Source organism: Streptomyces sp. NPDC057280 (assembly GCF_042668605.1).
GTDB lineage: Bacteria > Actinomycetota > Actinomycetes > Streptomycetales > Streptomycetaceae > Streptomyces.
Window position 1 is genome coordinate 305,270 of the sequence record NZ_JBHUYR010000002.1, and the last position, 20,754, is coordinate 326,023.

At 71.7% G+C, this 20,754-nt stretch carries 18 protein-coding genes; 6 read left to right on the plus strand and 12 right to left on the minus strand.

Going from position 1 to position 20,754, the window contains the following annotated elements; translation table 11 throughout:
* Nucleotides 1–37: 37 nt before the first annotated feature.
* The 3 genes from ACFUO4_RS12040 to ACFUO4_RS12050 form a co-directional block, all read right to left on the minus strand.
* Nucleotides 38–838: a sugar phosphate isomerase/epimerase family protein gene (locus ACFUO4_RS12040; protein WP_383482989.1), complete on the minus strand. Its 801-nt coding sequence runs from the start codon at nucleotides 836–838 to the stop codon at nucleotides 38–40.
* A gap of 18 nt (nucleotides 839–856) precedes the next feature.
* On the minus strand, nucleotides 857–1,789 hold the full coding sequence (locus ACFUO4_RS12045; protein WP_079309861.1) for a GNAT family N-acetyltransferase: 933 nt from the start codon (nucleotides 1,787–1,789) through the stop codon (nucleotides 857–859).
* Between the two features lie 159 nt (nucleotides 1,790–1,948).
* Nucleotides 1,949–2,140: a DUF4253 domain-containing protein gene (locus ACFUO4_RS12050; RefSeq protein WP_383482992.1), complete on the minus strand. Its 192-nt coding sequence runs from the start codon at nucleotides 2,138–2,140 to the stop codon at nucleotides 1,949–1,951.
* 217 nt (nucleotides 2,141–2,357) lie between these two features.
* Between ACFUO4_RS12050 and ACFUO4_RS12055 the strand changes: the two genes are divergently transcribed.
* Together ACFUO4_RS12055 and ACFUO4_RS12060 are read left to right on the plus strand one after the other, a co-directional pair.
* The gene (locus tag ACFUO4_RS12055; RefSeq protein WP_383482995.1) at nucleotides 2,358–3,359 is read left to right on the plus strand and encodes a hypothetical protein; all 1,002 of its coding nucleotides are present in this window, start codon (nucleotides 2,358–2,360) and stop codon (nucleotides 3,357–3,359) included.
* A 16-nt stretch (nucleotides 3,360–3,375) separates the two neighbouring features.
* Nucleotides 3,376–4,008 carry a hypothetical protein gene (locus tag ACFUO4_RS12060; RefSeq protein ID WP_383482997.1) on the plus strand — a complete coding sequence of 211 codons (633 nt, stop codon included), beginning with the start codon at nucleotides 3,376–3,378 and terminating at the stop codon, nucleotides 4,006–4,008.
* Here the strand turns inward: ACFUO4_RS12060 and ACFUO4_RS12065 are convergent.
* Nucleotides 3,981–4,175, minus strand: a complete 195-nt coding sequence (locus ACFUO4_RS12065; RefSeq protein ID WP_383483000.1) for a hypothetical protein — start codon at nucleotides 4,173–4,175, stop codon at nucleotides 3,981–3,983. The genes ACFUO4_RS12060 and ACFUO4_RS12065 overlap by 28 nt on opposite strands.
* Nucleotides 4,176–4,311: 136 nt before the next feature.
* Nucleotides 4,312–5,358 carry a LacI family DNA-binding transcriptional regulator gene (locus ACFUO4_RS12070; RefSeq protein ID WP_383483003.1) on the minus strand — a complete coding sequence of 349 codons (1,047 nt, stop codon included), beginning with the start codon at nucleotides 5,356–5,358 and terminating at the stop codon, nucleotides 4,312–4,314.
* 366 nt (nucleotides 5,359–5,724) lie between these two features.
* On the opposite strand from ACFUO4_RS12070, the gene ACFUO4_RS12075 reads away from it, so the two are divergent.
* Genes ACFUO4_RS12075 through ACFUO4_RS12085 form a run of 3 tightly spaced genes read left to right on the plus strand, consistent with a single transcriptional unit; the run spans nucleotide 5,725 to nucleotide 8,857 of the window.
* On the plus strand, nucleotides 5,725–6,876 hold the full coding sequence (locus ACFUO4_RS12075; protein WP_383483006.1) for a Gfo/Idh/MocA family protein: 1,152 nt from the start codon (nucleotides 5,725–5,727) through the stop codon (nucleotides 6,874–6,876).
* A complete protein-coding gene (locus tag ACFUO4_RS12080) occupies nucleotides 6,873–8,027 on the plus strand; it encodes a dihydrodipicolinate synthase family protein (RefSeq protein ID WP_383483009.1) in 1,155 nt (384 codons plus the stop codon). Before ACFUO4_RS12075 ends, ACFUO4_RS12080 begins: the two co-directional genes overlap by 4 nt.
* Before the next feature lie 32 nt (nucleotides 8,028–8,059).
* Nucleotides 8,060–8,857, plus strand: coding sequence for a sugar phosphate isomerase/epimerase (locus ACFUO4_RS12085; protein ID WP_079311902.1), 798 nt, complete (start codon nucleotides 8,060–8,062; stop codon nucleotides 8,855–8,857).
* Nucleotides 8,858–8,925: 68 nt separating this feature from the next.
* Here ACFUO4_RS12085 and ACFUO4_RS12090 read toward each other — a convergent pair whose 3' ends face one another.
* The 5 genes from ACFUO4_RS12090 to ACFUO4_RS12110 form a co-directional block, all read right to left on the minus strand.
* Complete coding sequence (locus ACFUO4_RS12090; protein ID WP_383483012.1) at nucleotides 8,926–10,149, minus strand: hypothetical protein; 1,224 nt, start codon at nucleotides 10,147–10,149, stop codon at nucleotides 8,926–8,928.
* Nucleotides 10,142–11,053: a hypothetical protein gene (locus ACFUO4_RS12095; RefSeq protein WP_383483015.1), complete on the minus strand. Its 912-nt coding sequence runs from the start codon at nucleotides 11,051–11,053 to the stop codon at nucleotides 10,142–10,144. The genes ACFUO4_RS12090 and ACFUO4_RS12095 overlap by 8 nt, the downstream gene beginning before the upstream one ends.
* A 64-nt stretch (nucleotides 11,054–11,117) precedes the next feature.
* The gene (gene fxsT, locus ACFUO4_RS12100) at nucleotides 11,118–15,083 is read right to left on the minus strand and encodes an FxSxx-COOH system tetratricopeptide repeat protein (RefSeq protein ID WP_383483018.1); all 3,966 of its coding nucleotides are present in this window, start codon (nucleotides 15,081–15,083) and stop codon (nucleotides 11,118–11,120) included.
* 16 nt (nucleotides 15,084–15,099) lie between these two features.
* A complete protein-coding gene (gene fsxC, locus ACFUO4_RS12105) occupies nucleotides 15,100–16,377 on the minus strand; it encodes an FxsC protein (protein WP_383483021.1) in 1,278 nt (425 codons plus the stop codon).
* Between the two features lie 265 nt (nucleotides 16,378–16,642).
* Nucleotides 16,643–18,034, minus strand: a complete 1,392-nt coding sequence (locus ACFUO4_RS12110) for an FxsB family cyclophane-forming radical SAM/SPASM peptide maturase (protein ID WP_383483024.1) — start codon at nucleotides 18,032–18,034, stop codon at nucleotides 16,643–16,645.
* Between the two features lie 112 nt (nucleotides 18,035–18,146).
* Here ACFUO4_RS12110 and ACFUO4_RS12115 point away from each other — a divergent pair, with 112 nt between their 5' ends.
* Nucleotides 18,147–19,241 carry a hypothetical protein gene (locus tag ACFUO4_RS12115; protein WP_383483027.1) on the plus strand — a complete coding sequence of 365 codons (1,095 nt, stop codon included), beginning with the start codon at nucleotides 18,147–18,149 and terminating at the stop codon, nucleotides 19,239–19,241.
* A 169-nt stretch (nucleotides 19,242–19,410) separates the two neighbouring features.
* Here the strand turns inward: ACFUO4_RS12115 and rbsD are convergent, their stop codons facing one another.
* Both rbsD and ACFUO4_RS12125 read right to left on the minus strand, forming a co-directional pair.
* Complete coding sequence (rbsD, locus tag ACFUO4_RS12120; RefSeq protein WP_383483030.1) at nucleotides 19,411–19,800, minus strand: D-ribose pyranase; 390 nt, start codon at nucleotides 19,798–19,800, stop codon at nucleotides 19,411–19,413.
* Nucleotides 19,797–20,699, minus strand: a complete 903-nt coding sequence (locus ACFUO4_RS12125; RefSeq protein WP_383483033.1) for a ribokinase — start codon at nucleotides 20,697–20,699, stop codon at nucleotides 19,797–19,799. Before ACFUO4_RS12125 ends, rbsD begins: the two co-directional genes overlap by 4 nt.
* Nucleotides 20,700–20,754: the final 55 nt, after the last annotated feature.

Below are 20,754 nucleotides of genomic sequence, written 5' to 3' on the forward strand. Positions count from 1 at the left end.
CGCTAACCGGTGACGGCCGCCCGGGCCACCGAATTAGTCACGCGCTGTCGTTCAGGAGGCGGCTCAGATGCTCACGCCCCCGGCCGAGCAGTCCCGGAAGCGGCGCGGCCCCCTCGTACCAGCGCTTCTCGTACTCCCAGCACAGCCAGCCGTCCCAGCCGTGCCGGGAGAGGATCTCGACGGACTCGGCGATCGGCAGGACGCCGGCGCCGAGCCGCAGCGGGGTGGTGTCCTCGGCCGAGGCGATGTCCTTGACCTGGACGTATCCGAGATACGGGGAAAGCGCCGCGTAGGTCTCGCTCGGCTGCTCGCCGCCGAGCCAGGTGTGCATGACGTCCCACAGCGAGCCGACGTTGCGGTGGCCGACCAGGCCCAGGACGCGGATCGCGTCGGCGCCGGTGCGGTGCGAGTCGTGCGTCTCCAGCAGAATCCGTACGCCGAGGTCGGCGGCGTACTCCGCGGCCGTGCCGAGCCGCCGGGCGGCCGTGGCGTCGGCCTCCGTGGGGGACTGCCCCTGGGCCGCGCCGGGGAAGACGCGGATGTACGGGGCACCCAGGTCGCGGGCGAGGTCGAGGAGCGCGCGGATCTCCCCGATCACGGGCGCGTCGTCCCCGGGCGCGGCCACCCGCGTGTACCCGGCCACGCTCAGGATCTCCACCCCGGCGGCCTTGAACTCGCTCACGACATCGGCCCGTTGCTCCGCCCCGATCCCGGGATGCACCGGCTCCTCGGGATGCGCGCGCAGCTCGACGCCGTGATACCCGTGCGCGGTGGCCAGCCGCAGCACCTCGGGGACGGGGAGACCGGGGACACCGAGAGTGGAGAACGCGAGTTTCATGGTTTTGGACTTTACGCGTCACTCCCGTGTGCCGTGCAGGTCCAGGCGCCAGTCCTGGCCGACCAGATCCTTGCCGAAGGACCGGTGCGGCTTCTCGGCGAGCAGTACGAAGCCGTGCCGCTGGTAGATGTGGCGGGCGGAGCTGAGGATGTCGTTGGTCCACAGCACCAGGTCCCGGTAGCCGACCTCGCGGGCGAAGTCGATGACGGCCGTGACCAGCCGGTCCCCGATGCCGAGGCCGCGGGCGTCGGGCTCGACCAGCAGCAGCCGCAGGCGGGCCGTGGCGGGCGCTTCGTCGCGCACGCACATCACGCACCCCACCGGCCGCCCGTCCAGCTCGGCGATCCACACCCGCTCCAGATGCGGATCGTGATCCTCCGCGAAGTCGGCGACGATCCTCGCCACCAGCCCCTCGTAGTCGGCGTTCCAGCCGTACTCCGCCGTGTAGAGCGCTGCGTTGCGCTGCACGATCCAGCCCAGGTCACCGGGTCCGGGCTCGCGCAGCAGCACGTCCTCACGGCGGGGCGGCCGCCCCTCGGAGAGCAGCTCGCGGACGGTCCGCATGGCCTCCGCGAGCCGCGGCCGCTCGGCGGCGGGCACGGTGGCGAGGAGCGCGCCCACCGATTCGTCCGCCCGCTCGGCGAGCAGCGCGGCGGTCTCCCGCCCCCGGACGGTGAGCGTGACGCGCCGCCGCCGCGGATCCCGCCGCGAGGCCGTCCGCTCGATCAGCCCGTCCTCCTCGAACTTGTTGAGAATTCGGCTCAAATAGCCCGCGTCCAGCGAGAGTTCGGTCCGCAGGTCGGCCGCGTCGGTACGCGGGGAGTGCGCGAGTTCGTACAGGACCCGGGACTCGGTGAGGGTGAACGGGGCGTAGAGCTGGCGGCTGTAGTCGAGGGCACCGATGACGTTGGTGTAGAAGCGGTTGAAGGCGCGGATGTCCTGGACGGTCATGACGGGCGACCCCCGGGTGGCGAGGCGGACAGGGTGGCGCGGATAGTTGACTCAGTCAGAGATAACCGTACGACCGCCCCGCCCGACCGTCCATATCCCACCCGCGCCGACTCAGCCCGACGTCCCTTCAGTCCTGCCTCGGCTCAGTCCCGCCTCGGCTCAGTCCCACCAGAACCGCCACTGCGTCAGGCCGATCAGCGCGCCCGCGTACTCGGGGAAGGGGGTCGGCGGGTCGTCCACGATGTTGTCGGCGGTGGACAGCACATGCTCCAGCGCGAGCCGCTCCGCGCTCGCCCGGTCGAGGGGCGGCCGGGCGACGGAGACATGGACGTCACCGCCATAGGCACCCACGACACGCGCCGGGGGGAGGGGGTGCCGGAGCTGTTCGGTTTCGCGGCGGCCGCCATCACCCCCGGCACCCCGACCTTCACCATCCCGGAATCCCGCCCTTCGCCCCACTGAAAGAAACGCTTGCGTTTCGCTAAGAGTCTCCGTAGCCTATCTGTACGAAACAGTTTCGTATTGATGCGGTCGGGCGTGGGCTCGGCCCGGCAAGTAGGTGGGCCCGATGACAGCGTCCCCGGTGCTGCTGGCCGTGGCCCTCTCCCTCATCTCGGCGGTCTGCTACGCCACGGCCGCCGTCGTCCAGGAACGGACGGCGGCGGCCACGCCGGGCATGCGCGGCGCACTGGCCCGCGGCGCCTGGTGGGGGTCCGTGGCCCTCAACGCGGGCGGCGCGCTGCTCCACGTGGTCGCCCTGCGCTACGGCCCGCTGACCCTGGTCCAGCCGCTCGGCGCGCTGAGCCTGGTGCTCGCGGTGCCGCTGGGCTCGCTGGCCACGGGCCGCCGCACCTCCGGCACCCAGTGGCGGGGCGTCGCCTTCACCCTCGTAGGCCTGAGCACGCTGCTCCTGGTCACGGCGACGGGCGGGGCGCCGCACGACACGCTGGGCATCACCGAAGTCATGGCCGTCGCGCTCTTCGCGGCGGGCGCGGTGGCGGTACTGGTGAGCGTGGGCACGGGAGGCCTGGCGTTCGCCGCGGCGTCGGGCATCGCCTCCGGCGTCGGCTCCACGCTGTCGCAGAAGCTGGCGGTGGGCCCGTCGGTGTCCTGGGACACGGCTCTGGTGGGGCTCCTGACGGTGGGCTTCGCGGTCGGCGGCCTGCTGCTCTCCCAGCAGGCGTACCGCAGCGGCCTCGGCGGCCCGCTCGCCCTCCTCACCCTGGTCAACCCGGTCACCGCGTCCGCCATCGGCATCGCCCTCCTCGGGGAGGGCTTCCAGTACGGCGGCACGGGCACGCTCCTCGCGCTGGCAGGGGCAGTGGCGGCGGTGTACGGCGTGACGCTGCTGAGCCGCGCCCAGGAGACGTCGAGCACTTCGAGCACTTCGAGCACTTCGAGCACGTCGACTACTTCGACTCCTTCGAGCACTCCCAGTGCTTCGGGCGCCCCGCGCACCTCCCACACCCCCCACACCCCGAACCGGACGGTTCCGGTCGTGGTGGTGGCCCCCCGCCCGTCCCTCACCCCCGCAACCGTAGAACTGACCGGCCCCGCCCGGTCGTTGTGAAAGGCAGACCCCGAACATGACGATCCTGCAGCTGCGCCCCCGTACCGCCGTCATCCGCCCCGCCGGCCTGGTCGACGTACCGGCGGTGGTACGGCTGATCACCCCGCCGTCGCCCGCGCTCCGCTCGGGGGAGTGCCTGGCCGGCGACTGGGACCAGGCACAGCGCGCCATGCGCCTGCTGCTGGCTCACCACGCGCTGGAGGAGGGCCAGGTGTGGGTGGCCGAGCGCGCGGACGGTGACCTGCTCGCGGCCGCCGTCTGGATGCCGCCGGACGCCGGTGCCGAGCCTCCGCACGCCCGTCTGGGCACTCTGTTCGCCCGCGAACTCGCCGTACGCCCGCCCGAGAGCCCGCTCCTCCCGGCGGCCCTGAAGAAGGCCGGCCCCGCCGAACCGCACTGGACGGTCGTCACCGTCTGCGCCCAGGACGACACGGAGGCCTGGGAACCGGCCCTGGTCGCCGATCTCCTCGCCCCCGGCCTCGCCGAGGTGGACGCGCAGGACGCCACGGCGGTGGCCCTCACCCTCGCGGCCCGCCACACCGACCAGCTGCGCTCCCTGGGCTTCCGCCACCCCCGGCACGTCCCGCTGACGCCGGGCCTCGGCGTCTGGCTGACGACGCGCTACCCGGAGCAGCGCCTGGCGGCCTGACCCGACACGACGACCTCGACGCCGGCGGCCCCATGCATCGCGAGCAGCAACTGCCGTACCTCGTCCGACAGTTCCCCACGGCACTCGGCCACGACGAACCCGAGGGAGCCACGGGCCACCTCCACGGTGCCGGTGACGCCCTCAGCCCGTCCGGCGTTCGAGGCCAAGGCCCGTTCAGGGCCGAAGCGGGGTCCGGGGGCGGCAGCTCCCCGGAGTTACGGCGTGCGGAGTTACGGCGCGCGGAGTTACGGCGCGCGGAGTGACGGCCCGTTGACGCCGGTCACCCCGCTACCCACGGCGCACTCAAGCCCGCGGCCCCCCAGTGGACCCCCGCACCATCAACTCCCCCCGCACCACGGCGATCCCCCCGGGCGGCGGCTCCTCCCGCCCCATCGCGATCCGCCCCGCCCGGGCCCCCGCCTCCGCGAGCGGCAACCGCACCGTCGTCAACGCCGGCACCGCGTCGATGCTGAACGGCAGATCGTCGAACCCGGCGACCGACACGTCGTCCGGAATCCGCAGCCCCGAGTCCCGTAGCGCCGCGCACGCCCCCAGCGCGACGGAGTCGTTCGCCGCCACCACGGCGGTGAGGGACGGGTCCCGCCGCAGCAGTTCCAGCGTCGCCTCGTACCCGGCACGCCGGTCGTACGGCCCGTGCACGGTCCACCGCGGGTCCTCCTCGATCCCCGCGTCGGCGAGCGCGGCCCGGTGCCCCTCCAGCCGGTGCCGGGTGGTCGTCCGCTCCTCCGGGCCGGCGATGTAGCCGAGCCGCCGGTGACCGAGCCCGATCAGATGCTCGGTGAGCTCCCGCCCGCCCCCACGGTTGTCGAAGGTCAGCGCGATGGCCGAGGTGTCCGGCACCGCGGGCCGCCCGCACAGCACCACCCGCGTCCCCGCCTCGCCCAGCTTCCGCAGCTTCGCGGCCACGGCCGCCGCGTGCGGCGCGTCCTCGACGGCGCCGCCGGTCAGCACGACGGCCGCCGCGCGCTGCCGCTGCAGCAGCGTCAGATAGGTCAGCTCGCGCTCCGGGGAGCCGCCGGTGTTGCAGGTGACGGCCAGCCGCTCACCGCCGGCGCGGCCGCCCGGGCCGCCGATCTCCGACTGGATCGCGCTCGCCATGATCCCGAAGAAGGGGTCGGCGATGTCGTTGACGAGAATCCCGACCAGGTCGGACGTGGCCGCGGCCAGCGCGCTCGCCGGTCCGTTCAGCACGTAGTCCAGCTCGTCCACGGCCCGCAGCACCCGCTCGCGGGTGGAAGCGGCCACGGGATAGTTCCCGTTCAGCACGCGCGACACCGTCGCGGGCGAGACCTGTGCGCGCGCCGCCACGTCCGCCAGGGTCACCGTCATCTCGTCGTCCTCCGGTCGCGCATCTCAGTCGTACCTCGTTGTACACGCACAGGCGCAAGGCATTGGTTTCGTACGGGCCCCGCCGGCCCGCAGGCCACGCAGCCCCGCAGGCCACGCAGCCTCGCCGGCCGCACGGCCCCGCAGGCCACGCAGCCCCCCAGACCTTAAGGCCCCCGACCCCCGTTGTTCGCCCCCTCGAACAACTCAACCCCGTCACGGTCTTGTCCAGACCGCTGGTCAGAGGCTAGCTTCTTCCTAGATAGAAAGCGCTTGCTGTATCGCTCACCAGTCGAGGCGTACGCGGCGCGCACAACCGCGTACGGAATGCGCAGGGACGCTGCGTACGACGCCTACGAAGGGATCGACGTGACACGCAAGACGGTGCGTATCGCCATGAACGGCGTCACCGGACGCATGGGCTACCGCCAGCACCTGGTCCGCTCCATCCTGGCCCTCCGCGAGCAGGGCGGCCTCGACCTCGGCGACGGCACCGTGCTGTGGCCCGAGCCGATCCTGGTCGGCCGCCGCGAGCACGCGCTGAAGGCGCTCGCCGAGAAGCACGGTCTGGAGCACTGGGCGACGGACGTGGACGCGGTCCTCGCCGACCCGACCGTCGACATCTACTTCGACGCCCAGGTCACCTCCGCGCGCGAGGAGTCGATCAAGAAGGCGATCGCCGCCGGCAAGCACATCTACACCGAGAAGCCCACCGCCACCGGCCTGGAGGGTGCCCTGGAGCTGGCCCGCCTCGCGAACGCGGCCGGCATCAAGCACGGCGTCGTCCAGGACAAGCTCTTCCTCCCCGGCCTGCTCAAGCTGAAGCGCCTCATCGACGGCGGCTTCTTCGGCCGGATCCTCTCCATCCGCGGCGAGTTCGGCTACTGGGTCTTCGAGGGTGACTGGCAGCAGGCCCAGCGCCCGAGCTGGAACTACCGCGCCGAGGACGGCGGCGGCATCGTCGTCGACATGTTCCCGCACTGGGAGTACGTCCTCCACGAGCTGTTCGGCCGCGTGAAGTCCGTCCAGGCCCTCACCGCCACCCACATCCCGCAGCGCTGGGACGAGAACGACAAGCCCTACGACGCCACCGCCGACGACGCCGCGTACGGCATCTTCGAGCTCGACGGCGGCGCCATCGCCCAGATCAACTCCTCCTGGGCCGTCCGCGTCAACCGCGACGAGCTCGTCGAGTTCCAGGTCGACGGCACCGAGGGCTCCGCGGTCGCGGGCCTGCGCAACTGCCGCGCCCAGCACCGCAGCGCCACCCCCAAGCCGGTCTGGAACCCGGACATCCCCGCCACCGAGGTCTTCCGTGACCAGTGGCAGGAGGTCCCGGACAACGCCGAGTTCGACAACGGCTTCAAGGCGCAGTGGGAGCTGTTCCTCAAGCACGTCTACGCCGATGCCCCCTACCACTGGGACCTCCTCGCCGGCGCCCGCGGCGTCCAGCTCGCCGAGCTGGGCCTGAAGTCCTCGGCGGAGGGCCGCCGTCTCGACGTACCGGAGATTTCGCTGTGACGATCCAACTCCCCGACGGCCAGGGCGGTGTGCGGGCGTACGAGCCCCGCAGCGAACCCCTCGCCGTCACCACGGGTTCCCCCTTCACCTCCCGTACGGTCTTCTCGGCGGCGCACGTGGTGGCCGACCCGTTCGCGGACGTGTCGCCCGACTCCCCGGCCGCCGTCGACTGGGACGCCACCCTCGCCTTCCGCCGCCACCTGTGGTCCCACGGCCTCGGTGTGGCGGAGGCGATGGACACCGCCCAGCGCGGCATGGGCCTGGACTGGGCGGGCGCGGCGGAGCTGATCCGCCGCAGCGCCGCCGAGGCCAAGGCGGTCGGCGGCCTGATCGCCTGCGGCGTCGGCACCGACCAGCTCACCGGCCCGGCGACCCTGGCCGAGGTCCGGGCGGCCTACGAGGAGCAGCTCGCCCTCGTCGAGGAGTCCGGCGCGCAGGCCATCCTGATGGCCTCGCGCGCGCTGGCCGCGGCGGCCTCCGGCCCCGAGGACTACCTTGAGGTCTACGGCCACCTGCTCCGCCAGGCGTCCGAGCCGGTGATCCTGCACTGGCTGGGCCCGATGTTCGACCCGGCCCTCGAGGGCTACTGGGGTTCGTCCGACCTGGACGCGGCCACGGACACCTTCCTGGAGGTCATCGCCGCGCACCCCGACAAGGTCGACGGCATCAAGGTCTCCCTCCTGGAGGCCCGGCGCGAGATCGACATCCGCCGCCGCCTCCCGCAGGGCGTGCGCTGCTACACCGGCGACGACTTCAACTACCCCGAGCTGATCGCGGGCGACGAGAAGGGCTTCAGCCACGCCCTGCTCGGCATCTTCGACCCGCTGGGCCCGCTGGCGGCGGAGGCGGTACGGGTCCTCGACACAGGTGACGCGGAGGGCTTCAGGGCGCTGCTGGACCCCACGGTCGCACTGTCCCGCCACCTCTTCCAGACCCCCACCCGCTTCTACAAGACGGGCGTGGTGTTCCTGGCGTGGCTGGCCGGCCACCAGAGCCACTTCACGATGGTCGGCGGCCTCCAGTCGGCCCGCTCCCTCCCGCACTTCGCCCGCGCCTACGAACTGGCGGACGGCCTGGGCCTGTTCCCGGACCCGAAGCTGGCGGAGGAGCGCATGAAGACCCTGCTGAGCCTGTACGGGGTGAACCAGTGACCGGTGACCTCTCCCGCTTCTCCATCAACCAGATGACGGTCAAGCAGCTGTCGCTGCCGGAACTGGCGGACGCCTGCGCCGAGTTGGGCATCACCCAGGTGGGCCTGTGGCGGGAGCCGGTCCAGTCGTACGGTGTCGAGGCGACCGCCAAACTGGTCCGCGACGCGGGTCTGACGGTCACGACGCTGTGCCGGGGCGGCTTCTTCACGGCGCTCGACGCGGACGAGCGCGCCGCGGCCCTGGCGGACAACCGCCGCGCGATCGACGAGGCGGCGACGCTCGGCACCGACACGCTGGTGCTGGTCTCGGGCGGCCTGCCCGCAGGCTCGAAGGACCTGCACGGCGCCCGCGAACGGATCGCCGACGCCCTCGCCGAGCTGGGCCCCTACGCCGAGCGGCACGGCGTGCGCCTGGCCATCGAGCCGCTGCACCCGATGTACGCGTCGGACCGCTGCGTGGTGTCGACCCTGACCCAGGCCCTGGACCTCGCCGAACGCTTCCCGGCCCACCAGGTCGGCGTCACGGTCGACACCTACCACCTCTGGTGGGACGACAACGCCCCCGCCCAGATCGCCCGCGCGGGCGCCACGGGCCGCATCCACACCTTCCAGCTCGCCGACTGGACGACCCCGTTGCCCGAGGGCGTCCTCACCGGCCGCGGCCAGATCGGCGACGGCGCGATCGACATGCGCGAGTGGCAGGGCTATGTCGAGGCGGCCGGCTACACCGGCGCCATCGAGGTGGAGCTGTTCAACGACACGCTGTGGGCGCGGGACGGGCGGGAGGTACTGGCGGAGACGGCCCGACGGTTCGTGGAGAACACCGACTGAGGGCCTGCCGAGCAGGGGCGGGCGGGGAGGATCCGCCTCCTTCGCCGCCCGCCCCGAGGCCGCCGGCCTCAGCGATGCACGCTGGGGGCGGGTGGTTCCCGGCCGGTGCCACCGGAGGCACGGTCCTGGTCCGAGTCCCTGACCGTGATCAGGACGTCGGTGAGCTGCGCGAGCCGCTCCCGCCCCGGACGGACCCGGGCCAGCACGGCGTTCGACGTCAGATGCAGCAGGTTCACGACGAGGATCGCCGGTGCGATGACGGCGACGGCCTCCGGCAGGGCGGGCTCCAGGAGCAGGGCGAGAATGATCGCCGTGATGCCGTTCTGCTGGCTCAGACACAGCGAGGTGCGGTCGCGGGCCGGGAAGCCCAGAGTGACCACGGCACCGACCACACCCTGCGCCACGAACGTGGCGACTCCCAGCACCACGCCGGCCGAGAAGTCGGCGCCCTCGGCCAGCAGCATCCCCAGCAGGAACGTGGCCACCCACAGCGCCGCGTTGGTCGCCCGGCTCAGCCACCGCCCCAGCGGAGGCCGGAAGAACAACGCCGACACCGCCAGCCCCAGCATCAGGAACTGCCAGGTCGCCACCGCCAGCAGCGCCACCAGCGCGGTGATCTGCACCGCCGCCCGCCGTGACCCGACCGGCTCGTCCCGCCGTGCCCGCGGCTGCCGTACGACGAGCCACACCCCGGCCGCCAGCACCAGCAGCACCGCGTTCCCGGCCAGCGTCTGCGCGTACGACGTGGCACCGGAAGACAGGCTCCCGGCGTCGGGCAGCACCATCGAGCCCAGGATCACCACGAGCACCGTCGTCACCGGATCGTCGAACGACGCCCACGCCGCCAGCAGCGACTTCGCGCGCGGCGACATGTCACGCGACTCCAGCATCGCCGACACCGAGAGGGGATCGATCTGAGCCATCGCCACCGCGAGCACCAGATACTCCGGCTTCCCCCGGAACGCCAGCCACAACACCCCTGCGATGAAGGCCGCTTTGACGACCACACCGAAGGTGATGGCGACGACGATCCGGTACACGTCCCCCCGGCTCCCGGGCCGCCCGACGCCGCCGGCGCTGCCGTAGAGGCCGATGGCGAGCAGTCCGGCGGTGAGGTGGCCGTAGAGGCCGACCTCGGCCTGCGTCTCCATGGTCCAGAAGTGGCCGGTCAGCAGGCCCGCGCCCGCGATGAGGAGCGGGAGGACGAGGGTGAGCAGCAGGGCGTGACGGCCACCGGCCCGGTGCCCCGCGGCCTTCCCGTCGGGTGCCGAGGGAGCCTTCTCCTCAGCCATCCGCCAGCTCTCGCCCGAGCCGCCCGACCCGCTGGTCCGCTTCGGCCACCCGGGACTGGTCGAGGGTGACGCCCACGAGGTACCGCTGGCCCGGCAGGGCGTGGTAGTACACGGCGCCCTGTTCGACGTCGAGGACGATCTGGAGGACCTCGCCCTCCAGGACGGCGTTCAGCGACGCGTTCATCCGGCGGGCCACGCCGGGCAGCAGCAGGCCCATGCGGCCGTACTTGTCGCGGCGCCGCTGCGGGGTCGTCGCGACGAAGTACCGCCGAAGCGCCGGGTGGCGGAACATGTCCGCGCTGTACACGTCCCCGGCGTAGTAGGCGATGTAGTGGAGCCCGTCCAGATCCAGTGCCGTCCGCAGCGGATCGATCACCGGCCCGGGAGTGGGGTGGCTGGCGTTCACGACAGCGCCGTCCTCCGGGGCGGGATCGTCGGAACGGGACCAGGACGTGGGCCGCGCGGTCGTTTCCGACTTCAGGCTCAGATAGGAACCGAAATCCAGCGGACTGTAATTGACCACGGTCCGGAGGTCGTTGACGCAGTCGGCGACGAGTTCGTCGAGTTCGCCGATCCGGTCTGCCGCGGTAGTGGCGCCGTAAAGGTGGAGTCCGGGTTCCACGAGGTAATAGAAAATGGCGCCCGACGGGACGCGGAGCACGGTTCGGATGAGGGCGCCCGTGCGTAATTCGGCGAAATCCGGCTCCAGTTCCTCAAGAAGGTAGTAAAGGCGCCGCCCCGCCTGTTCGTGGAAGCGGGAGAGCAGCGGGACGCCCTCGTCGTCCGTGTCGCCGGACACGTCGGCGTCCAGGACCACCTTGGCCAGGTCGCCGTCGTAGAGGACCAGGTGGGCCAGGCCGTCGGTGCTGAGCAACTGTCCGAGACGCACGGCGAGTTCGGCCATCTGGGGGTTCTCACCGTCGGGGTATCGGTATCGCCCGTGAGCCTCGGCCGTCACGCCCGAGGGATCAGACACTCTGCACCTCCAGATCGGCTCCGGTCCTGCGGTACGGCTTGGCCAGCAGGGTCATGGCGAGGGGGTGGCCCTCCGGGAAGTATTCGTCGACGCGGCGGCTGAGGATCGGTGCGAGTTCCTGGTGGGCCTCCGGCCGGGACGACAGGAGGTTGGCCATCGCCGTCAGGGTGACCGGGTGCCGGGCTCCCCACGCGGAGGGCTGCAGGCACCCCTGGTAGATGTCCTCGTCCTCGGTGGCCCGCTCGACGCTGGTCCCTTCCCCCAACACGGTCAGACAGTTGTTCTGGTTCATCCGCGCGACCAGTGTGAAGCGATGGGCGCGGCCGAAGCTCTCCTTGAGCTGGTGCACCGCCTTGCGCGCGTGCTCGGCGGCCTCCTCGGCGGTCTCCTCGCGGCCGAGGAGATACAGGGCCAGATTGTTGTGGCAGATGCCGGTGAAGGGGTGACTGTCGCCGAACGCCCGGACGTACCGGTCGAGTTCCTCCCGGATGTACTCCGCGGCCTCGGTGGTCCGGCCCTTCGTGGTCAGCCCCTCCGCGTGCAGTCCGATGGCGACCGCCATGTGGCAGGACATCGTGCTCGGGTGGTCGTCGCCCCACAGCTCACGGAATCCGACGTGCGCGTTCTGGAGCAGTGGCTGGCCGTGCTGCACCCGGCCCTGCCGGATCATCGTCAGCCCCAGGCTCGCGACCACGTTCAGGGTGTGGGGGGAGTGTTCCCCCGCGATGACGTGCAGCTGGTTGCGCGCCTCCACCAGGTACTGCTCCGACGCGTCCAGCTGACCCGCCTCCCGGTAGAAGGTGCCGAGGTCGCCGTAGGCGACCCAGGTCCAGGGATCGTCCGGGGGCATCACCTGGCAGCGCTGGTCGTACGTCGACTGCTGCTGGCGCACGGCCGCCTCGGCGCCCTCCATGAAGTACTTGGACCAGGCGAGGTTGTGCGAGGCGGACAGGGTCGCGTTGTGCGGGCTGCCGATGAGCCGGTTCAGCCCCGAGAACGTCCGGCTGTCCTCCTCGAAGGCGTCCCGGAACTCGCCCTCGGCCCGCAGGTCCGCCGCGTACCCCCGGCTCGCCAGCAGGGTGTACAGGTCGGGGCCCTGGCCGCGGACCTGCTGGCGGCGCTGGGTGTGGACCGCGTGCCGGCTCAGCCGGAGCGAGTCGCGGTACCGGCCGAGCATCCGGTAGGCCGCGGCCACCTGCGACTCCATGCGCAGCACCATGGTGTCGTCGGGGCCCCGGGCGGTCCGCCACTGGTCGAGGACCAGTTCGCCCAGTTCCCGGGCCGCGGTCCAGCGGCCGGACATCCAGCGGTGGTAGACCTGGCTGACCAGCCAGCCGTGCACCTTCGGGTTGTCGCTCTCCGGTGCCTTGGAGGGCAGGACGTGCCGGTCGAGCTCGGCGAAGATCTCGCGGAACTCCGGTTTGTGCCGGTCCATGTCCTCGGGGACCATGTCGGCCAGTACCGTCAGGGCCTGGTTGCGTGCCTGCTCGTGCTCCTCGTCGGACATCCAGCCGCGCACCAGGTCCTGCACGATCCGGTGCACCTTCAGCGTGCGCGAGCGGTAGTCGAGCACGCCGAGCACGTGGTCGTCGATGCGCTTGACGCGGCTCTGCAGCTCGAGGGTGTCGGTCAGCCCCGGTTCCAGGCCCCGCACCACCGAGAGCATCCACTTCGACAGGATGACGTTCAGGCCCACGCCGTCGGGTGAGAGGAACGAACACAGCTGCAGGATGCGACCCGCCGCCGGTGAGCTCGCCAGCAGGGCGTCGTAGGCCTGGCGGTGGATGCGCGCGAAGGCGTGGTACTCGGAGTCGGGTTCCTCGTCGGGGCGCGGCAGGCCGCCGTCGTCGAGCCGCGCGATGTAGGCGTCGACGGACTGCGGGAAGCGCCGCAGATCGGCCGCCGCGGTCTGCTCGACCAGGGCCAGATGCCCGGTCCGTTCGGCCAGCCGGGCCAGCTCCTCGTCGCTCGCGCCGGGCAGCTTCCGGCTGAGCAGGGCCAGGCTCTCCTCGGGGGTGAAGACGTCCACCAGGTGCGAGGTGAAGCGGTCCGACCAGCGGGAGTTGGTGGAGGTGAGCAGCACATGCCCGGTGCCACCGCCCGGGATGAAGGGTTCGACGGTCGCCTCGCTCGCGGCGCCGTCGAAGACGAGCAGCCACCGGGACGCGTGGCGGCGCTGCCGCAGGTCGTCCAGTACGGCCTCCGGGTCCTCGCCCGTCCGCGCGCCGCCGGAGCGGCGGTTCAGGGCCCGGGCCAGCGCGGTGAAGGACTCCCGGATCAGATCGGGGCCGGCGGCGGGAATCCACCAGACCAGGTCGTACTGGGAGGCGAAGCGGTGCGCGTACTCCAGGGCGATCTGCCGTTTGCCGACGCCCTTCATGCCGTACAGCACCTGGGGTGCCGAATAGGCGGCGGCCCCGGACTCGAACTGCGCGCGCAGCGCGGTGAGTTGATCGCCGCGTCCGACGAATCCGGCGTTGGGCATGGGCAGGTTCCACACCGCCGGGCTGAGCCCGGGGAAGCGCGGCCCCGCCACCGGAGCCGGCTGGGGTTCCTCCCCGGGGCGCAGACCGAACTGGGTCAGCAGGGTGCGCCGGGCCGACTCCTCGCTGGGCACGGCCAGGTCGGGCGTGCCCGGCCAGTCGAGGTACGTCGCCAGCCGGGCGGTCCCCAGACGCAGCCGGACGACCTGCTGCTCGCGGGGCCGACTGCCCAGCAGGGCTTCGCTGTTGAGGCGTCTGACCGTCTCCTCGGCCGGGGTTCCGGTCAGGTGCGGGGAGAGCAGGGCCAGGACGTAGTCCGGGTCGGGCAGCGCCTCCGCGGGGTCGCCGTGGTTCGGATGCGCCACCACCTCGAAGCCGGCCGGGCGCAGCTGCTCGGTGATCCAGTCGGCCCACAGCCGGTCGTTCGGTGCGTGGACGATGCTGAGGGTCTGCGGCTCGGTGACCTGCGCGGTCTTGTGCCGCAGGGAGTCGAGCAGCCGGTGGTAGCGGAGCAGGTCGGCGGGTGCGACCCGGCTGAACTCGGTGACGTCGCCGTCGGTGATCCGGGCGACGGCCTTCACGTACTCGGCGAGCAGGGAGTGGGACTGCCGGGGGTCCTCCTCCATCACGGCGAGCTCTTCGCCGTAGGCGTAGAACGCCCGGTACGGCACCTGCACCTGGCCCCAGTAGACGGCGAGCGCGGACTCGTCGGCGAGGTCGAGGTAGGGGTCGAGCGCCTGGCGGGCCTCCGCCAGGCAGCTCTCCAGCCTGATCTTCTCCGAGGTGTCGATGCGCATCGGCAGGACGTGGAGCCGGATGGGCCGGGGCGAGCGCTTGAGGCGCTGGGCGATCTGATGGGCGCCCTGGATGGCCTGCCGGTTCATGGCCAGGGTGATGACGACGGTGTCCGGCAGCATGAGGGTGCAGATGCCCGCGCCGTCGGAGAAGCCGGTACGGCTGTCGATGAGGATGTAGTCGTAGGGACTCTCGTGCAGCATCCGGGCCCGCAGCGCCTCCAGGAACTCCCTGCCGTCGTCGCTGGCCTGGAACTTGCCCCAGTCGAACTCGTGCAGCCGGTTGGCGTAGTCGTCGTCCATGCGGCCGGGGCCGATGTAGTGCAGCTCACCGCCCTTGGGGAAACGGTGGTCGAGTCTGACCCGGTAGCGGTCGAAGTTGGTGTGCTCGGCGTGCAGGGCCCGCAGGTCCTCCGGGATGTCGGTGCCGGTGGTGGCGGCGTCGGCGAACGCGGAGAACATGTCGAGCACTCCGGAGCCGTGACTCAGATCGGACACCGGGAGGTAGGCGCCGTAATAGAGATGGAGTCCGGGCGCCTCCAGGTCCCAGTCCACGACGAGGACCGACTTTCCCTGACTCGCCATGATCCAGGCGGTGTTCGCCAGGGCCATGGTGCGCCCCGCCCCGCCTTTGAACGAATAGAACGAAATGATCTTTGCCGGTCGGCCGGTCGTCCCCATCCCCCGCCCCACGTGCTCATCCCCCGCCCAGCGACTCGCCAGGTGTTCTGCCCAGTAAGGGGGGCCACGGCCCCGCTCCTCGTTTCAACCAGCCGACCCGTTCACGCTGCCTGCGGATACGGCGCTCGGCGGAACTCTCCACGGACACGGCACCGGCGGGCACCGGTGGCGGTCCCGTGTCTCCCGCACCGGCTCCCCAGTCGGCCATCACGGCCGCCACGGCGAGCGTGAGCGACTCGGGCGACCCCACCTCGTGGTGGGAGGCGCCGAGCAGCCTGGCCGGGGTCAGCGCGAGCGACTCCCGCAGAGAGCCGGCGCTCTGCCGGCTCTCCTCGTCCAGCCGGGGCAGCACCACGACGACCGCGGCGATGTTCGCCTGGGCCCGGGCCAGCCGGACCCACAGCGTGGAGAACGCCGGGTCCCGCGACAGCCAGGGATCGACCAGCAGCATGACGACCGCGGACTCGTCGACACCGGCCAGCACGTCCGGCTCGCCCAGCTCCGGGGTGCGGACGGTCAGTTGCTCGGTCCCGCAGGCCCGCACCGCGCGTCCGGCCACGGACAGGGCGGGTTCGTCGCTGTGCGGGCGAAAGGGACGCCACTCCTCGGGCGTGTCGCCGTACGCCCCGACGGAGTCCCGCAGGCCCTGCATCCGGTCCCGGGTGCCGGTCAACAGGACCAGCACCGCCCGGCGTTCCCGCTCGGGAGGGCGGGGCGCGGGGGTGTCCTCGCGCTGCTGAGGGCCGGTCCGGCTCGGTCCGAAGCGGGACGGCACCTGGCGGCTCTCCGCCTCGGTCATGGCCGGCAGCGGTGCCCGGGCGGCCCGCAGCAGGCGTTCGGCGACCCTGCGGACGAGGTGGCGGTAGCGGCCGCGCCGGTCCGGGGCCTGGAGCAGGCCCATGACACCGGGGCCTTCGTACTCCTCGTCGACGATGTGGCCCGTGTTCGCCACCAGTCGGGGCAGGACAAGGCCCTCGGTGCGCCAGACCACGCCGACGAGACAGTCCGGCTGCTCACCGGTCTGCCGGGTTCGGCGGTCCAGGCGCTCGCGGAAGACCGACCACTCCCGGGCGCACTGGGCATCGGTGAGGTAGTCGGCCGAGTAGAGCACCAGCATCGAACGACAGGACAGGACCGCGGGATCGGGGCCCGGAGCGGGCTCGGCGTGCTTCAGCCGGCCCTCGTGCGCGGGGCTGCGGCCCAACACGCTGTAGATCTCGTTCTGGACATCGATGTGAAACCGTTCGACCGGTCCTCTGTCACCGGCCGAACTGGCATAGCTGGTGTAGAACAAAGGCCCCACTGCAACCCCCCAAGGGCCTGCCTCCCGAACAACCCCGGCTTGGTCCTTGCCCCATAGCCCCACATCGACATCGGCGTGCGCAGCGACTTCGGCATGCTTGTGCGGCAACGTCAATTGAGCTCTAGCATAGGAGTTTTTGCCCTCGCCGAGCCCCGGAAAACTCGACATCAGGTCTCCTCTCGCTCAACAGAGAGTGAAGCGTTCGTCATTCGCGCTGGTCGGCGCCCCTGCGCGCGCCCCTTTTCCGGAAAACCTGTCAATATCCTTTCACTCTTGTCTGGATGTGGCGGATGAGCAGGGAGAGGTCCCTGCAATACACCGAGGGGTTGGCGAAGCCCCGCCCGCGACCGTGGCGGTGAGCACGGAGTCCGGCGCCGCAGACGGTCACCAGGGGACACTCGCGGCACGTGCGGCACAGTGCTGCCACGCCGTGCTCCGGCGCCCCGGGAAGGGACAGCACGGCATCGAAGGAGTGGCTGAATATTGTTCCTCCGGTCTGTGCGGCACCGTCCGCGACGGCGTTCAGCGACCCCGCCCAGGTGATCGACCCGTCCGACTCGACGACCACAGCGGCGGCGGGCAGGGTTCCGATCACCTCGCTGCTGCTGCCGGCACCGTACTGGCACTGGGCCATGATCGATTCGAAGAGCCGGACCCGTGTCGGACGCCCGGTGGCCCACCAGTGGTCGAAGGCGGCGCACAGCCACCGTCCGTGCGCGCCGCTGCCGGCGCCCGGCGCCGGATGGTCCCAAGTCCCGTAGGGCAGAAGGAAATCGATGGCCGGCGGGGCATGGCCGGCGAGGGCGTCGAAGACGTCGGCCGCGTCTCCCGCTGCCGGGTCCACCACGCACAGCAGCCCGGCGAACAGGTGCCGGTAGCGCGGAGCGGTCAGCCGGGCGAGTCCGGCGGTCACCCGTGCATGGCTGCCCCGGTGCCGACCGCCCGCCGGGCCGCGCCGGTGCCGGTCATGGCTGCGTTCGTCGCCGTCCAGGCTGACGCCGACCCTGATGCCGTGGTGCAGCAATGTCTCCAGGGCCGGGTCGTCGAGCAGGACTCCGTTGGTCTGCAGGACGATCTCGGCCTCGGCTCCCGCCGCGGCGACGACCCGCCGGGCGGCAGCGCTGAACCGGGCGATCACGTCCCGGCCGGCAAGCAGCGGCTCACCGCCGTGCAACGCCACCTGAACGTGGGAGGGCCGATGTTGACGCACATGCTCCGCGATCCGCTCCAGAAGGCGTTCGCGTACCGCCTCGGGCATGGTCCGCGGGCGATCCCGCCATCCGGTGTCCTGTAATTCGTAGACGTAGCAGTAATCACACGCCAGATTGCAGCGGCTGTGCAGTTTGACGACGAATTGGTCGAACGCCTTCAGTCGTGTCCGCCCTTCGGGCGTCACCGAAACAATAGGCTTTGGCCAAGGAATTGCGGGTGGAGAAGTGTCGTTCCACGTAGGTCCCTGATACCTGCCACCCGGCTCGCCGAATGCCGTACTGTCACCCCATGGCCGAACGGGTGGGCATACGACGCCCCCGACAGATTCCCCGTACCGCGACAGCTCTTCCACCCTGACCCCCCGATCAACTCCAGGGGGCCGGTGCGTCTTCGGGCCGCGACCATCGGCGGCATGGCTCTCGCAGACGTCCCCCACCCAACGTACGCAGAACCGCTGACCACGGGCGAGGTCTCAACTGGCCAACATCAGGGGGCCTTTGGGGTGGCCTGGGATGTCACGGGGCACAGGGGAGTGGAGGGGGCAGCCCATGTCGAACTTCTTCATCACCAGTTTCGCGCAGGCCGAGAACGAAAACTATGTGTGGCGATTCCACGGCGATCTGACGCGCGCGGTCCGGGACCGCAGCGGGCACGAGGTCGTCACGGAGATATGCCGTGGCGGACGTGGGTCGGCGAACAGCGACCTCGTCGCCCGGACCGGCGTCCTGGTCGCGCTCTGCTCACCGTCGTACTACGCCGATCCCGGCTGCCGCCAGGACCTGGCGCTCTTCCAGCACCGGCTGGGATTCGTGCCGGCGCAGCGGGGCCCGGCCCCGGCCGCGACCCCGGTGCTCGTGCGCTGGCTCCCGGCCGAGCCCCCGGCCGGTCTGCCCCGGGCGCCGGTGCTCACCGACCCCCACGACGTCTACGCCCGCAAAGGGCTCTTCAGCGTCATCGACGACCTGGGCTGGAACTCCGCCGAATACGCCACGGCTCTCCAGGAACTCGCGGAACGGGTGTGCACCGGATACAAGAACCGGCCACCGGACCTGCCCGCGGCCGACCGCACGGCACCGTCGACGGCGTTCGCCGCGGCCCACACCGTCCCCGGCCCCCGGAGCCCGAGCCCCTCGGCACCGCCGCCCGCACCCGGTCCCCGCGTCTTCATCTCCTACGCCCACGCCGACGACCAACCCGGCCACGCGGAGGACATCCTCACCCTGGCCGGCCTGCTGAAGCGGCGGGGCATCGACGCCCGCACGGACCACGCGGCCGCCGAGGAACCGCAGATCTGGCGGCTGTGGATGCAGGAGGAACTCGACGCGGCCGACTACATCCTCACCGTGGCCTCCCCCGAGTACCGGGTCCGGGCCGAACAACGGCGGAGGGGAGGGGTCGGCCTCGGCGTGACCTGGGAGGGCAGTTACGTCCTGGACGAGGTGTACGAGCATCCGCAGACGTGGGTCAAGCGCGTCATCCGGGTCATCCTGCCCCCCTACGGCAGAGACGACCTGCCCGTCTTCCCGGGCTCCGCCTCCGCCACGTACTACCGCATCGACCCCGCCCCGGCGGCGGCTCCGGCCCACGGTCAACTGGACGACCTGGTCCGCTACCTGAAACGCGGCCCCCGGCCGGCGCCCTGAAAAAAATTCTGCCGGCCGTACAACCCTCCCCCCACCTGCCGAGTCGTACGTGGCATCAGGACTTCTGGGGAGGGGATCTGGGGGGATCGCGGGGGTTCTGATCTGGAGGGGGAAAGGCCGAGGGGGCCTGGTCGACGGACCAGGCTCCCTCGAAGCTTCCGGCACGAGTTCAGAAGAACACCCCGCACCGCAGCAGCACATTCGCGTACGGCCGTGCCTCCCCCGTCCGCACCACCAGCCGCGCCCTCGCCGACAGCTCCTTGAGCCGTTCGTGGGAGACGAACTCCAGCTCGGTGAGGGACCCGCCCAGCAGCTCCGCCGCCGCCGGATTCGCGTCACGCACCTCCGCAGCAGCCGTGGCCCCCTCCACCACCAGCTCCGCCAGCAGCCCCTCCAGCACCTCGGCGAAGGACGGCACCCCCGCCCGGAAGGCGAGGTCCACCACCCGGGGCCCGTCGGGTATCGGCATGCCGGCGTCGCACACCAGCACCCCGTCGCCGTGCCCCAACTCGGCCAGCGCGCCGGACAGATGACGGTTGAGGATGCCCGCCTTCTTCACAGGGCGTCGACCTCCTCGGCGGTGGGGAAGGACACCTGCGCGCCCTCCTTCGTCACCGCCGCCGCCCCGACCCGGGCCGCGTACGCCGCCGCCTCCTCCAGGGACGCCCCCGTGCTCAGCCGGTAGGCCAGCGCCGCCGTGAACGCGTCGCCCGCGCCGGTCGTGTCCACCGCGTCGACCTTGACCGACGCCACCCGCGAGATCCCGTCCCTGGACGCCACCAGCGCGCCCTCCGCGCCCAGGGTCACCACCACCGACCTCGGGCCCTTCGCCAGCAGGACGCGCGCCCAGTCCTCCGGGTCGTCCCCGATCGCCGAGTCGCCCAGGATGACCTTCGCCTCGTGCTCGTTGACGATCAGCGGGTCGCAGGCCGCCAGCAGCACGGCGGGCAGCGGGCGCGGCGGGGACGGGTTCAGCACGAAACGGCTGTCCGGCGCGAGGCTCGCCGCCACCGCCACGACCGTCTCCAACGGGATCTCCAGCTGCGCCGACACCACCCGGGCGGCGTGGAAGAGGCTCCCCGCGGCCCGTACGTCCTCCGGCGTGAGCCGGCCGTTCGCACCCGGTGACACCACGATGCTGTTGTCGCCCGACGGGTCGACCGTGATCAGCGCGACCCCCGTCGGCGCCCCGCCGACCAGCACGCCCACGCTGTCGACGCCGGCCGAGCGCAGCGAGTCCAGCAGCAGCCGGCCGTGCCCGTCGTCGCCGACCCGGGCCAGCAGGGCCGTGCGCGCGCCCAGCCGGGCGGCCGCGACGGCCTGGTTCGCGCCCTTGCCGCCCGGGTGGACGGCCAGGTCGGAGCCGAGCACGGTCTCCCCGGCCGCGGGCCGGCGCTCGACACCGATCACCAGGTCGGCGTTGGCCGACCCTACGACCAACAGGTCGTAGTCGTACATGGAGTTGCTCCCCTATGAGATGACGTGAGCCGGCGGGTGCTCGTGAGAGCACCCG

Excerpts from the sequence above, each read along its gene's own strand:
- ACFUO4_RS12040 (WP_383482989.1), bottom strand. The coding sequence starts at position 838 with ATGAAACTCGCGTTCTCCACTCTCGGTGTCCCCGGTCTCCCCGTCCCC.
- ACFUO4_RS12045 (WP_079309861.1), bottom strand. The coding sequence starts at position 1,789 with ATGACCGTCCAGGACATCCGCGCCTTCAACCGCTTCTACACCAACGTC.
- ACFUO4_RS12055 (WP_383482995.1), top strand. The coding sequence starts at position 2,358 with ATGACAGCGTCCCCGGTGCTGCTGGCCGTGGCCCTCTCCCTCATCTCG.
- ACFUO4_RS12060 (WP_383482997.1), top strand. The coding sequence starts at position 3,376 with ATGACGATCCTGCAGCTGCGCCCCCGTACCGCCGTCATCCGCCCCGCC.
- ACFUO4_RS12070 (WP_383483003.1), bottom strand. The coding sequence starts at position 5,358 with ATGACGGTGACCCTGGCGGACGTGGCGGCGCGCGCACAGGTCTCGCCC.
- ACFUO4_RS12085 (WP_079311902.1), top strand. The coding sequence starts at position 8,060 with ATGACGGTCAAGCAGCTGTCGCTGCCGGAACTGGCGGACGCCTGCGCC.
- ACFUO4_RS12090 (WP_383483012.1), bottom strand. The coding sequence starts at position 10,149 with ATGGCTGAGGAGAAGGCTCCCTCGGCACCCGACGGGAAGGCCGCGGGG.
- ACFUO4_RS12095 (WP_383483015.1), bottom strand. The coding sequence starts at position 11,053 with ATGGCCGAACTCGCCGTGCGTCTCGGACAGTTGCTCAGCACCGACGGC.
- fxsT (WP_383483018.1), bottom strand. The coding sequence starts at position 15,083 with ATGGGGACGACCGGCCGACCGGCAAAGATCATTTCGTTCTATTCGTTC.
- ACFUO4_RS12115 (WP_383483027.1), top strand. The coding sequence starts at position 18,147 with ATGTCGAACTTCTTCATCACCAGTTTCGCGCAGGCCGAGAACGAAAAC.
- ACFUO4_RS12125 (WP_383483033.1), bottom strand. The coding sequence starts at position 20,699 with ATGTACGACTACGACCTGTTGGTCGTAGGGTCGGCCAACGCCGACCTG.